The following is a 12,468-nucleotide window of genomic DNA, read 5'->3' as shown; positions in this document are numbered from 1 at the left end:
GCAGGCCAAGCCTCGCAGGCCAAGAGTACAGGAACCGGTTGCCACGGCAAATTCGGGGATGTCCTTGCCGTTTTGTCCCGTCAGCCCGACTTGCACCTATGACTTGCACCTAAATGCGCTCCTGCCGTTCGTCCCCATCACTAGGGACAGACGCCGGCGCTGTGGTTCGCTAGTCTGGCCTGAAGGATATGACAACCTCGGGAGGCCGCCTTGAGCACCGCGCCGCGCATCGATATCGACCCTGTCGCGTTCTGGGCCGATCCCTATCCGATGCTCGCCAAAATGCGGAAAGAAGCGCCGATCGCCTTCGTGCCGCAGCTCGGCTCGACGCTGCTGACCAGCCGCGACGACATCTCGATCTCCGAGAAGCAGATCGACGTGTTCTCCTCGCACCAGCCCGCGGGCCTGATGAACCGGCTGATGGGCCACAACATGATGCGCAAGGACGGCGAGGCGCACCAGGTCGAGCGCCGCGCGATGTTCCCGACGGTGTCGCCGAAGACGGTGAAGGCGCATTGGACCGCGCTGTTCCAGGCCCATGCGGACCGCATCCTCGACGCGATCGAGCCGGGGCGGATCGACTTCATGCGCGACTTCGCGCTGCCGTTCTCCGGCGAATGCCTGAAGTCGATCACCGGGCTCACCAACATCGGCTATCAGGACATGGACGCGTGGTCGCAAGGCATGATCGAGGGCATCGCCAATTACGCCGGCGACCCTGAGGTCGAGGCGCGCTGCCATGCCGCGACATCGGGCATCGATGCTGCGATCGACGACATCCTGCCGGTGGTGCGCGAGCATCCCGACCAGAGCATTCTCGGCGTGCTGCTTGCCTCCGGCATGCCGATGGAGAGCGTGCGCGCAAACGTCAAGCTCGCGATCTCGGGCGGCCAGAACGAGCCGCGCAAGGCGATCGCCGGCACGGTGTGGGCGCTGCTGACCCATCCCGAGCAGCTCGATCTTGTCAGGCGCGGTGAAGTCACCTGGCTCCAGGCGTTCGAGGAATATGCCCGCTGGATCTCGCCGATCGGCATGTCGCCGCGGCGCATCGCCAGGCCGTGGAGCATCCGCGACGTCGCCTTCGAGGCGGACGAGCGCGTGTTCCTGATGTTCGGCTCGGCCAATCGCGACGAGACCCATTTCGAGCGTGCCGACGAGTTCGACGTGCGCCGTGATACGACCAAGAGCGTCGCGTTCGGCGCCGGCCCGCATTTCTGCGCCGGCGCCTTCGCCTCCCGCGCCATGATCGCCGACGTCGCGCTGCCGACCGTGTTCGCGCGGGCGAAGCAGTTGGAGATCGTCGACGACGAGAAGGTGCGGATCGGTGGCTGGGCGTTTCGCGGACTGCAGAATCTGCCGGTGCGATGGACCCGTCGGGCTGCCGTGTAAGTCATTGATCTCGCTACTGCCGGCTACTGTGCATGGGGTTGTTTTCGCGATTTTGAGGTCGGAGCCTCGCGTCGCCGAGACAGAGCCGTGCGGCGCTCGCATTCGCGTGCGGGAAGAATTACCCTGCATTTGCCCCGTCGATTGGAAGATTGATCGCGCCTGCGGCCGCGCGACAGTTTGCGTATCGTTCTTGGTCATGACATCTCGACACCTCCGGCAGGCCGCTCCATAGTTTGGCGGTGTCGGAGGCTCTCGACGCCCCGGTCCTCGAGCCATCTGTTGTCGGCGGACGATCGTACCTAGATAAAGAGCAACCCCGCGTCGGGGACCATGCCATGAATGTAGTGCCTCGCGATCTCATGACTGAAACTGCCATCTCGTCCGCCGATTTCCGCGGCGCCATGCGCCATCTCACCGGCGGCGTCAGCGTCATCACCGCCGGGCGGGGCAAGGACATCACCGGCATGACGGTGACCTCGGTGACCTCGCTGTCGGTCGAGCCGCCGACGCTGCTGGTCAGCATCAACCGCGATGCCTCGTCCTTCCCCTTGATCCGCCGCCACGGCGCCTTCGGCGTGAACATCCTCAACGCCGACCAGCTCGATGTCGCCGAGCGCTTTGCCGGCAAGGGCGGGCTGAAGGGCGCCGATCGTTTCAAAGGTGCCGAGTGGGTGACGGCGGTCTCGGGCGTTCCGCTGCTGGTCGGCGCGCTGTCGGCGTTCGATTGCGAGGTCGAGGAGATCGTGGAGCGCCATTCGCACGGCATCGTCATCGGCCGTGTCAGGGGCATCAACAGCTCGACGCGCACCGCGGCGCTGGCCTATTGGCACGGCCAGTATGTGGCGGTCGACCAGGACGAGGACGCCGCCACGCTTGCGGATGTCAGCGTTCCCGCGCGCAGCCGGCGCGGCGTTTGACCGCCGCAGGCTGTCGGCGCAGAGGCTGGTCTTTTCTCCGTCATCGCTCTAGAAGCGCCCTGAACCTTCCCGCCGGGACGGCAACGGAGCGGAACGATGAAGCGTATCGCGACCTGGGCGTTCTATGCCATCGGCGCGCTGGCGATCGCCTATCTCGCGCTCTACGCCTACGCGATGTTCTCGGGCCAGCCCGTGATCATTCCCGGCGATCCCATCCACATCTTCCGCAAGCCGGACGCGCCGAGTTATTCGTAGAAACTTGGGAGGTCTCGTAGGGTGGGCAAAGGCGCACTTGCGCCGTGCCTACGAGCTTTACATGGTGACAGAGACGGTGGGCACGCTTCGCTTTGCCCACCCTACGGCAGCTGCCTTCACCCCCGCAAGATCGCCAACGCTAGCGCCTGCGCGCGCGGCACGATGCTGTCGATCTCGAGATATTCCTCCGGTGTGTGCGCGAGCCCGCCGACCGGGCCGAGGCCGCAGATGGTCGGGGTGCCGACCGCGGCGGTGAAGCCGGAATCGGCGCAGCCGCCGGAGAATTCACCCTGCAGCGTGGTGAGGCCGGCTTGTCTGGCTGCGGCCTGATAGCTTTCGAACAGCGCCTTTGAATCCGCGCTTTGCACCACCGGCACGAACTCGCCCTTGATCGTCAGCGTCGCATGCGTGCCCGGCACGAAAGATGTCGCGACGATGGTCTGGATCGCGTCCATCACCCGCGCGCGATCGGCCGGATCGACATAGCGCAGGTCGATCTGCCCTTCCGCGTAAGGCGCGGTGGTGTTGACGGACTGCCCGCCCGAGACCAGGCCGACATTGAGCGTGATGCCCTTGTCGAGATCGGTGAGCGCGTGGATCTGCACGATCTTGTGCGCGAGCTCGCCGATCGCGCTGACGCCGGCGGCGAAATTGGCGCCGGAATGCGCGGCTTTGCCGGTGATGGCGAGATGCATGAAGATGCCGCCCTTGCGCCCCGTCACGATGTTGCCGGTGGGGCGGCCCGGCTCGGAATTGAACACGGCGCGGGCCGAGCGGCCTTCGCGCTCGATCACCGGCCGGGAGGAGGGCGAGCCGATCTCCTCGTCCGAGGTGATCAGCAGCTTGATCGGATGCGGGTTGCCGCCGAATTTGTGGAAGGCGGTGGCGACGAAGATGTTCATCACGACTCCGGACTTCATGTCGGCGACGCCAGGCCCATAGGCGCGGCCGTCCTTGATCGTGAACGGGCGCCGCACCGCTTCGCCCTTGCCGAACACGGTGTCGCGATGTCCCATCAACAGCACCGGCTTCTCGTTGCTCCCGGGCTTTGCGACGTCGGCATGGATGGCGTCGCCGAAGGTGGCGTCGGCTTCGCGCCGGCACGGAATGCCGTGCTCGGCAAAATGCCGCTCGAACCGCGCACCGACCGCATCGACGCCTTCCTTGTCATAGGAGCCGGAGTCGATGTTCACGACGTCGCGCAGCAGATCGATCATCGCCTGCTTCTGCGACGCCAGCCAGTCCGTGATTTGAGCTTGAGACATGTGGTTCCTCGCGTGGTTTTCATGCGGGGTTATAGGGCGTGGTGTCGCCGCGACCTAGTCGCCGGATGCGGTGCCGCCATGTGTTCGCTCCCGTAGCCCGGATGAGCGAAGCGATATCCGGGATGCCACAAGGAGGGGTGTCCCGCATGTCGCTGCGCTCATCCGGGCTACAAGACCATCGCTGAGGGTGCACAAATAAATGCCCGGGACCGGCCCGGGCATTCGCAATCTCAAGCAGCGTGGGCGCTGCCCTCAGGCCCCCATCATCGGCATGCGCGGATACTCGCCCGGCGTTCCCGCCGGGGTGATCGGGATGCCGCCGTCGGAATATTCGTTGAGCTTGTTGCGCAGCGTGCGGATCGAGATGCCAAGGATGTTGGCGGCGTGGGTGCGGTTGCCGAGGCAGTGCTTCAGCGTTTCCAGGATCAGGTCGCGCTCGACATCGGCGACCGTGCGGCCGACCAGCGCCCGAGTCACCTGCTCGGCGGCCATCGTGGCATGCGCCACGGCCGGCACGGTCTTGGCGAGGTCGAGGCGGTCGCCGTCCGGCGTCAGGATGGCGTCGGGGCCGATCTCGTCGCCCTGCGCCATCAGCACCGCGCGATGCATCGTGTTCTCGAGCTCGCGGACGTTGCCCTGCCAGCGGTTGGCCGAGAGCACGCGGCGCGCTTCCGCCGAGATCGGGCGCGCCGGCACGCCGTTGGCCTCGGCGTATTTCTTCACGAAGTGCTGGGCCAGCTCGAGGATGTCGAGGGGCCGCTCGCGCAGCGGTGGGATCTTCAAGTTCACGACGTTGAGGCGGAACAGCAAATCCTCGCGGAACGTGCCTTCGCGCACGGCGTCCACCAGATTGCGGTTCGAGGTCGCGATGATGCGAATGTCGACGGGGACGGGCTTGGTGCCGCCGACGCGATCGATCACGCGCTCCTGGATGGCGCGGAGCAGCTTGGATTGCAGGCGGACGTCCATCTCCGAGATTTCGTCGAGCAGCAGCGTGCCGCCGGTCGCTTCCTCGAACTTGCCGATGCGGCGGGCGATCGCGCCGGTGAAGGCACCCTTCTCGTGGCCGAACAGCTCGGATTCGAGCAGATGCTCGGGGATCGCGGCGCAATTGATCGAGATGAAGGGACGCTTGGCGCGGGCGGAGCGGGTGTGGACGTAGCGGGCCAGCACTTCCTTGCCCGTTCCGGACTCGCCGGTGACCATCACCGAGGCGTCGGAGCCGGCGATCTGCTGCGCCAGCTTGATCACCTTGGCCATCGCCTCGTCGCGATAGACCAGCTCGCGGGAATCGTTGGCGACCGCGGCCAGCACCGCGGCGATCAGCTCGGGGTCCGGCGGCAGCGGGATGTATTCCTTGGCGCCGGCGTGGATCGCGGCGACAGCGGCGCGGGCGTCGTTGGTGATGCCGCAGGCGACGATCGGGGCGTGGATGTGCTCGGCCTCGAGCCGCATCACGAGGTCGCGGATGTCGAGGGCGACGTCGACCAGCAGGAGGTCGGCGCCCTTGCCGCCGCGCAGCACGCGCATCGCCTGATCGTGATCCTCGGCATGGGTCACGGTGGCGCCGTTGTCCATCGCGATCTTGGTGGCGGTGGTGAGCTGGCCCTTCAATGTGCCAACGATGAGAAGCCGCATGTCAGTCTCCTGTCCGTCTGGTCGCGCGCGCTATCAGCCGCGTTCGGTCTTGATGATTTCGGTCATGGTCACGCCGAGCTTGTCCTCCACCAGGACGACTTCGCCGCGGGCGACCAGCTTGTTGTTGACGTAGATGTCGATGGCCTCGCCGACGCGGCGGTCGAGCTCGAGAACGGTGCCGGGTCCGAGCTTCAACAGCTCGCTGACGTCCATCTTCGAGCGGCCGAGCACGGCCGAGACCTGCACGGGAACGTCGAACACCGCCTCGAGGTCGGCGGCGGCACGCGCCGCATATTCGTCCTCGCTGTAGCCGACGTCCGTGCCGGTCGGCGGCATCGGGCCGTTGAGATCGGGCAGCGGGACCTGTCCGTCGGTGTCGCTCATGGCTTAGCTCCCCCTGCGGGACGCGACATAGCGTCCAACCATTTCGTCGATCTTGGCCGCGATGGCGCCGCGCTCCAGCACGACACCGCCATCGGCCCATTCGATCCGGCAGTCGCCGGTCGCAATCTCCGGCTCGGCCAGGATCACCAGCCGTCCTTCGAAGCCGCTCTGCTTGGCGAGCCGCTCGATCTTCTCGCGTGCGCTGTCGTAGAGCGCGTCGTTGATGCGGACCACCAGATGCGGCGTCGCGACCAGATGCGAGAAGCAGTCCTTGACCAGTGCGACGATCTCGCCAAGCGGCTCGGCGGCGACCAGGTCGGCGCACAGCTTGCGCGCGACCGCCACTGCGACGTCGACCGCCTCGGTCTCCATCTTGGATTCGATGTTGCCGATCCCGGACGCGATGCCGCGGATGCCGATGTTGATCTCTTCCATGGCCAGCGCGACGCGACGGTCGCTCTCGGCCTTGGCCTCCTGCTGGCCGGCGGCAAAGCCGTCCTGATAGGCGCGCGCCTCGGCTTCCGCGATCCGCTGGGCGATCTCCGCGGCGGTCGCGGCCTTCTCCCGCGTCGTCCTCTCGGGCGCCGCGAAGTCGGTATCGAACAGGAATTTTGCCGGAGCGGCCATCAATACACCAGTTCGTCGTCGGCGCGGTTCTTGGTCAGCATGATCTCGCCCTTGGCGGCGAGATCCTTGGCGAGATTGACCAGCAGCGCCTGCGCCTCGTCGACGTCGCGCAGGCGGACCGGGCCCATCGCGGCCATGTCGTCCTGGAGCATCTTGGCGGCGCGCGAGGACATGTTGCCGAAGAAGAAGTTGCGGACGTCCTCGTTGGCACTCTTGAGCGCGACGCCGAGCTTGTCCTTGTCGACGTTGCGCATCAACGTCTGGGCCGAGCCGGAATCCAGCTTCACGAGGTCGTCGAAGGTGAACATCAGCGCCTTGATGCGCTCCGCCGATTCCCGGTTGTCCTCTTCCAGCGAGGTGATGAAGCGGGTTTCGGTCTGGCGGTCGAAATTGTTGAAGATTTCGGCCATCACCTCGTGGGCGTCGCGGCGGCGGGTCTGCGACAGGTTGGACATGAATTCGGTGCGCAGCGTTTTCTCCACGCTCTCGATCACCTCCTTCTGCACCGCTTCCATCTTCAGCATGCGGTTGACGACGTCGAGCGCGAGCTCCTCGGGGAAGATGCCGAGCACGCGCGCGGCGTGTTCCGGCTTCAGCTTCGAGAGCACCACCGCGATGGTCTGCGGATATTCGTTCTTGAGATAGTTGGCGAGCACCTCTTCCTGCACGTTGGAGAGCTTCTCCCACATGTTGCGTCCCGCGGGGCCGCGGATCTCGTCCATGATGCCGTTGACGCGCTCCGGCGGCAGGTACTGCTGGAGCAGCCGTTCGGTGGCGTCGAAATTGCCCATCAGCGCGCCCGAGGCCGACATGCGCGAGACGAACTCGAGCAGCATGTCCTCGACCGTGTCGACCTCGACGGTGCCCAGCGTCGACATCTCGAGCGAGAGCTGGCGCACCTCGTCGTCGTCGAGCATCGACCAGATCTTGCCGCCATACTGCTCGCCCAGCGCCAGCATCAGGATCGCGGCGCGCTTGGGTCCTGCCACCGCCTCGGTCTGCCCCGCGCGACTGCCGGCACGCTGGCCGAGCGTGGAGATCACGTTGGTGATGTCGTTGGAGTTGGCGTTTTGCAGATTTCCGGCCATGTCAGATCACTTCTTGATTCACTGCTAGGTTTCTTGGCTAGGATTACTTGGTTCGGATCACTTGGTTGGTTCGGTCAGCCACTGGCGGATGATGGCGACGGTTTCGTTGGGGTTGCGCTCGGCGAGCTCGCCGACGCGATGAACGGACTGGGCGTGAACCTGGCCCTGGACGGTGGCGACGTCGATCGCGCTGGCGGCGCCGCTCGGCAGCAGTGCCTGGCCGGCTGGCGCGGTCTCTTCCGAGGCGGCCGGGCCGGAGAGCACGCCGGAGATGGCAGCGGCGACTTCGTCGGAGGCCAGGATGCGCTTGACCAGCGGGCGGATCACCAGGAACAGCACGATCAGGCCGAGCAGCATCATCACGCCGAGTTCGACGAAGTACATGACGTCGTCCTTGGTGAACTGGAGCATGCCGAGGAAGCCGGAGGGCTCGCTGATCGGGGTGGTGGAGGGCGCATCTGCAAAGCGCAGGTTGACGACCTCGACCTGGTCGCCGCGCTTCTGGTCGAAGCCGATCGCCGAGCGCACCAGGGTGGCGATGCGGTCGAGCTGCTCCTTGGTGCGGTCGGTGTAGACCAGCTCGCCCTTGTCGTTCTTGGTGTAGATGCCGTCGACCAGCACCGCGACCGAGATGCGGTTGACCCTGCCGGCCTCGGTCACTTCGGTCTTGGTGGTGCGGGATATCTCGTAGTTGTTGGTCTCTTCGGACTTCTTGCTCTGGTCCTTGGCCGTGGCGCCGCTGTTCTGCTGGTTGCCGGGCAGCTCGTTGTTGACGGTGACCTGGCCGTTGTTGTCGGCGGTCATGCTCTGCTCTTCGCGGGTCTGGCTCGAGCGCAGCACCCGGCCCTCGGGGTCGAACTTGTCCGAGGTCTGGGTGATCTTGTTGAAGTCGAAATCGGCGGAGAGCTGGACGCGGGCGCGGCCGGAGCCGACCACCGAGGAGACGATGTCCTCGACCTGCTTGCGGATCCGCTTCTCGAAGTTGATGCGGCGCTCGTCGCCGACCGCCTGCTCCGGGTCGGTGGCGGCGCCGTCGGCGAGCAGCTGGCCGGCCTCGTCGACGATCGAGACCCGCTGCGGCTTCAGGCCGTTGACGGCGGAGGCGACGAGGTGACGGATGGCGCGGATCTGCTGGGCTTCCAGCGCGCCGCGGACCCGGACCACGATCGAGGCCGACGGCTCCGGCGCCTCGCGGGCGAACAGCGGGCGCTCGGGCAGCACCAGATGGACGCGGGCGGCCTGGATGCGGTCGATGGCGCGGATGGTGCGGGCGAGCTCGCCTTCCAGCGCGCGGAGGTGATTGATGTTCTGGACGAAGGAGGTGGTGCCGAGGGCGTCCGACTTGTCGAACACCTCGTAGCCGACGCCGCCGCCCTTGGGCAGGCCGCCCTCGGCGAGCTTCATCCGCAGGCGCGTGACCTTGTCCTTGGGCACCATGATGATGCTGCCCTCGTTGCGGATCTCGAACTGGATGCCCTGGCGTTCCAGGTCCTTGATAATGCCGGAGGAATCCTCGACGCTGAGGTCGGTGAACAGCGTCGTCATCTGCGGCGTCGTGACGCGCATGATGACGAACGCGAAAAAGCCGATGAGCGCGGCGGTGACCGCGATCATCGCCCCGAACCGGGCGGCGCCGATACTCTTCAGAAAGTCCGCAAGACCTTGCAAGCAACCGCCCCAACAGATTCGGCCGCTTTCACCGGAAAGGCCGACTGGGCAATTATTGCCTAGGTGATGGTTTCGATATGGTTAACGAAGGTTAAGAGGTCGGACAAAAGTCGCGCAAAAGGCGGACATGAAAAAAATCGGCCTCGCGGGGCGGGGCCGATTTTCGTCAAAAGCCGCAGATTTCCGGATCGCCTACTGGCGATATTGCTGGATGCGGGTGGTGCGAAGACCCGCCAGACCATGCTGGTCGATGGAAAACTGCCAGGAAAGGAATTCGTCGACCGTCAGGGTATAACGGCTGCAGGCCTCCTCAAGCGAGAGAAGTCCGCCACGGACGGCGGCGACGACTTCGGCCTTGCGGCGGATGACCCAGCGTTTGGTGCCGGGTGCAGGCAGGTCCGCGATCGTCAACGGACTGCCGTCCGGCCCGATGACGTATTTTACCCTCGGGCGATGGGGTTCTGTCATGGCGTACTCACAAACTCTCAACCACTGAACTCACTTCACAACCCTACGCATCGCGGCTTAAAAATCCGCTAAGCCTAAGGCTTCAATACAATTCTCGTTGAAACTTGCTGGAACGCGACCGGCCCGAGGCGCTGAAAACGCAATTTCAGCGGGTCGGGCGGGGTCTTCGTAAATACTTTACTAACGAACGGGGCCTGCGCGGTGGTGCTGCAAGGCCTTTGTAGTCGTCCCGGCGAAGGCCGGAACCGATACCGCGTGATCTATCGATGTGACGCGGGTAGCACTACCGAGAATGTCTTAGCCAAATTGCCTTTGGTGGTTATGGATCCCGGCTTTCGCCGGGATGACATCTTGGGTGTGGCTTTTGCGCGGGCCTCAATTGCTGCCGGTGGCGATGATGCTCTTCACCTGGCTTAGCGTGTAGCTGGCGCCGTCGATGGTGAGCAGCGGCGGCGATTGGGTCAAGTCGACCGAGGACACCACGCCCTGCACCTGGGCTGCGATGCCGACATTGTTGTTGGCGATGTCCTTGCCGGTAGCCGTGATGGTGTACTTGCCGTCGGGCCATTGCGTGCCGTCATTGCCCATGCCGCCCCAGGTGAAGGGGACGTCGGTGCCGGCGCCGGCGGTGTATTTGCCGGTGAACACGGTCTGGCCGGTGGAATTGGCGACGGTGATGTCGACGGTGGAGTCGGTCGGCACGTTGAGATGCCAGGTCGCGGACGAGTTCGTCATGGTCGCGGTGGTGCCGTCGACCAGAGCGGTCTTGCCGACGAAGCCCAGCGCCTGGGTCGCCTGCGTGGTCTGCTGCAGGGTGACGAGCTGGGACAGCGAATCGTTGGTCTTGAGCTGCTGCTCGACGCCGGCGAACTGCACCAACTGCTGGGTGAACTGGTTGGTGTCGAGCGGATCCAGCGGGTTCTGGTTCTGCAGCTGCGTGGTCAGCAGCGTCAGGAAGGTCTGGAAGTTGCCGGCGAGCGTCGATCCCGTGGTCGAGCCCAGCGAGTCCGACGAGGAGGATTTCGGGAGGTCGGTGGTCCCGGAGACGACGGTAGGAGCGGTAGCGCCAGTCGTGGTGGTCATGTCGAATACTCCCTCACACTCTGATGTCGACGCCACCGCTCGGCCCGAACATGCGGCCATAGCCGCGCCCGACGGGTGCGGCAGCAGTGGTGTCGTCCTCGCTGATGATCAGCCGGCGTGCATTGCCGCCATTGTCGTTGTTCTGGCCGGAGTTCTGGCCCGATGAATTCTGGTCGCGCAGGCTGAAGGACAGCCCGTTGCTGCCGGACTTGAGGCCGGCATCGTCGAGCGCGCGCTGCAATTGCGGCGCGTCCTGGCGCAGTAGTTGCAGCGTCTCCGGCTTCTCCACCGTGAGATGCGAGGTGACGTTGCCGTTGCGGTCGACATTGATGCGGACGTCGATACGGCCGAGCTCGGCCGGGTCGAGGCTGATGTCGAAGCGGGACTTGCCGGAGCGGATCGCCGCCGCGATCTCCACCGGCACGCCGTTGATCGGCACCGTCGTCGCACCGGCCGCGGTTGCGGTCAGCGTCGCGGTCGAAGCGGACGCAGTCGAGGTCGTATTGGTGAATGGCGCCTGCACGGCGGAGGCGGCCTGCGCGCTGGTGTCGGTCGAGGCGACCGCGCCTTGCGCGCCCGCATGAGGAAGCGTGGTCGGCGCGCCCTGGGTTGCATCGGCGGTGCGGTCCGAGGCCTTGGCCTCGGTCCCTGCGCCATCCGCCTGCGGCTTCGCGGCTTGCGGATGCGCGGCGGTGTTGGCGGTCGCAGCGCCCGGCGCTTGTGTCGGGGCCGCGTTTGCCTGGCCGGCGTCCTGGCCGATATCGGAAACGTCGGACTGTCCTTGCGCGGTGGCGACGGCGGCCTGGAACGAGGTCTTCGGCGTGCCCTGGTTGACGGGGATCAGGCCGCCATTCGGCTTGGCGTCGGTCGCGGCTGCGTCGGTTGTCGCGGTCGCGGCATCGGCCAGCGTCGCGGAGGTGTCGGCATCGACCTTGGCGCCGGCGGTCTTGGCGCTCTTGTCGGCCGGCGTGGCGGTGTCGGTCTTGGTGCCCGCGATCTGCGCCGCGGTCGAGGCGCTGGCGGCGATGCCGGCGGCGGCGATCGTCAGCGGCGAGGTGGTGGCGGCCTGGTCGGCAGCCGCGTTCGGATCGGCAGGGACGACCGGCGCGGCAATCGCGATGGCATTCGGATCAGGCACGGCGGCCTGCGTCGCGTCGGCCGGCGCGGTTGCTGCGGCATCGATGGCGGCGGTGAGCGTGTCGGTGCCCTCGGTCTTGTCGTCCTTGGTTTTACCGGAGGTATCAGCCGATTTGGCGTCTGATGCCTCGGCCTTATTCTTGTCCTTGTCCTTTTCCTTGGCCTTGCCGGCGTCCTTGGCCGGATCGGTGGTCGTGTCGTTCGTCCTGTCGTCCCTGGCGGACGCCGATGTGTCGTCGCTCGCCCTGCTCTGCGAGGATTGATCGGTGGGCGAGGTGTCGCGCAGGCCCTTGTCAGCGGAGGACGGATCGCTCCGCCGCGGCGCGCTATCCTGGGCCTGCGAGGCCGCATTGCTGTCGATCGCCTGGGTGTTGCTGTCGACCAGCGAGCCGAAGGAGTCGTTCGCGGACGCCTCTCTGGCGCTCTGCGACCGCGCAGGCTTTTGCTGCGCGCTCGGAACTGGCACGCTGGCCACGACATCTGACGTACGACTGACCACAGGCGACCCCTTGGAAACAACTTCGCATCCAAGGGAGCAAGGAGCGGGCC

The 12,468-nt window shown here is 65.8% G+C and carries 12 protein-coding genes; 3 read left to right on the top strand and 9 right to left on the bottom strand.

Features of this window, described 5'->3' with window-relative positions; genetic code table 11:
• The first annotated feature begins 210 nt into the window (after window positions 1-210).
• The 3 genes from CIT39_RS28260 (at window position 211) to CIT39_RS28250 (ending at window position 2,561) form a co-directional block, all read left to right on the top strand.
• A complete protein-coding gene (locus CIT39_RS28260; RefSeq protein WP_094976973.1) occupies window positions 211-1,389 on the top strand; it encodes a cytochrome P450 in 1,179 nt (392 codons plus the stop codon).
• A 335-nt stretch (window positions 1,390-1,724) separates the two neighbouring features.
• On the top strand, window positions 1,725-2,306 hold the full coding sequence (locus CIT39_RS28255; protein WP_094976974.1) for a flavin reductase family protein: 582 nt from the start codon (window positions 1,725-1,727) through the stop codon (window positions 2,304-2,306).
• Between the two features lie 96 nt (window positions 2,307-2,402).
• On the top strand, window positions 2,403-2,561 hold the full coding sequence (locus tag CIT39_RS28250) for a hypothetical protein (RefSeq protein ID WP_162848676.1): 159 nt from the start codon (window positions 2,403-2,405) through the stop codon (window positions 2,559-2,561).
• 116 nt (window positions 2,562-2,677) lie between these two features.
• Here CIT39_RS28250 and CIT39_RS28245 read toward each other — a convergent pair whose 3' ends face one another.
• The 9 genes from CIT39_RS28245 to CIT39_RS28205 form a co-directional block, all read right to left on the bottom strand.
• Entirely contained in the window at window positions 2,678-3,826 is a 1,149-nt protein-coding gene (locus tag CIT39_RS28245; RefSeq protein ID WP_094976975.1) for a M20 family metallopeptidase, read from the bottom strand.
• 252 nt (window positions 3,827-4,078) lie between these two features.
• The gene (gene flbD / locus CIT39_RS28240; protein WP_094976976.1) at window positions 4,079-5,464 is read right to left on the bottom strand and encodes a sigma-54-dependent transcriptional regulator FlbD; all 1,386 of its coding nucleotides are present in this window, start codon (window positions 5,462-5,464) and stop codon (window positions 4,079-4,081) included.
• A 33-nt stretch (window positions 5,465-5,497) separates the two neighbouring features.
• Window positions 5,498-5,848, bottom strand: a complete 351-nt coding sequence (fliN, locus tag CIT39_RS28235; RefSeq protein ID WP_094976977.1) for a flagellar motor switch protein FliN — start codon at window positions 5,846-5,848, stop codon at window positions 5,498-5,500.
• A 3-nt stretch (window positions 5,849-5,851) separates the two neighbouring features.
• Window positions 5,852-6,475 carry a FliH/SctL family protein gene (locus CIT39_RS28230; protein WP_094976978.1) on the bottom strand — a complete coding sequence of 208 codons (624 nt, stop codon included), beginning with the start codon at window positions 6,473-6,475 and terminating at the stop codon, window positions 5,852-5,854.
• The gene (gene fliG, locus CIT39_RS28225; RefSeq protein ID WP_094976979.1) at window positions 6,475-7,563 is read right to left on the bottom strand and encodes a flagellar motor switch protein FliG; all 1,089 of its coding nucleotides are present in this window, start codon (window positions 7,561-7,563) and stop codon (window positions 6,475-6,477) included. The genes CIT39_RS28230 and fliG overlap by 1 nt, the downstream gene beginning before the upstream one ends.
• 57 nt (window positions 7,564-7,620) lie before the next feature.
• Window positions 7,621-9,231: a flagellar basal-body MS-ring/collar protein FliF gene (fliF, locus tag CIT39_RS28220; protein ID WP_094976980.1), complete on the bottom strand. Its 1,611-nt coding sequence runs from the start codon at window positions 9,229-9,231 to the stop codon at window positions 7,621-7,623.
• 192 nt (window positions 9,232-9,423) lie between these two features.
• Window positions 9,424-9,699, bottom strand: a complete 276-nt coding sequence (gene sciP, locus CIT39_RS28215; RefSeq protein ID WP_002714638.1) for a CtrA inhibitor SciP — start codon at window positions 9,697-9,699, stop codon at window positions 9,424-9,426.
• Window positions 9,700-10,074: 375 nt separating this feature from the next.
• Complete coding sequence (locus CIT39_RS28210) at window positions 10,075-10,782, bottom strand: flagellar hook assembly protein FlgD (RefSeq protein ID WP_094976981.1); 708 nt, start codon at window positions 10,780-10,782, stop codon at window positions 10,075-10,077.
• A 13-nt stretch (window positions 10,783-10,795) separates the two neighbouring features.
• A complete protein-coding gene (locus CIT39_RS28205) occupies window positions 10,796-12,418 on the bottom strand; it encodes a flagellar hook-length control protein FliK (RefSeq protein ID WP_094976982.1) in 1,623 nt (540 codons plus the stop codon).
• Window positions 12,419-12,468 lie beyond the last annotated feature (50 nt).

The organism is Bradyrhizobium symbiodeficiens, from assembly GCF_002266465.3.
GTDB classification, from domain to species: domain Bacteria; phylum Pseudomonadota; class Alphaproteobacteria; order Rhizobiales; family Xanthobacteraceae; genus Bradyrhizobium; species Bradyrhizobium symbiodeficiens.
The sequence above is the reverse complement of the archived record's forward strand: the minus strand, read 5'-3'. Positions and strand labels throughout refer to the sequence as shown.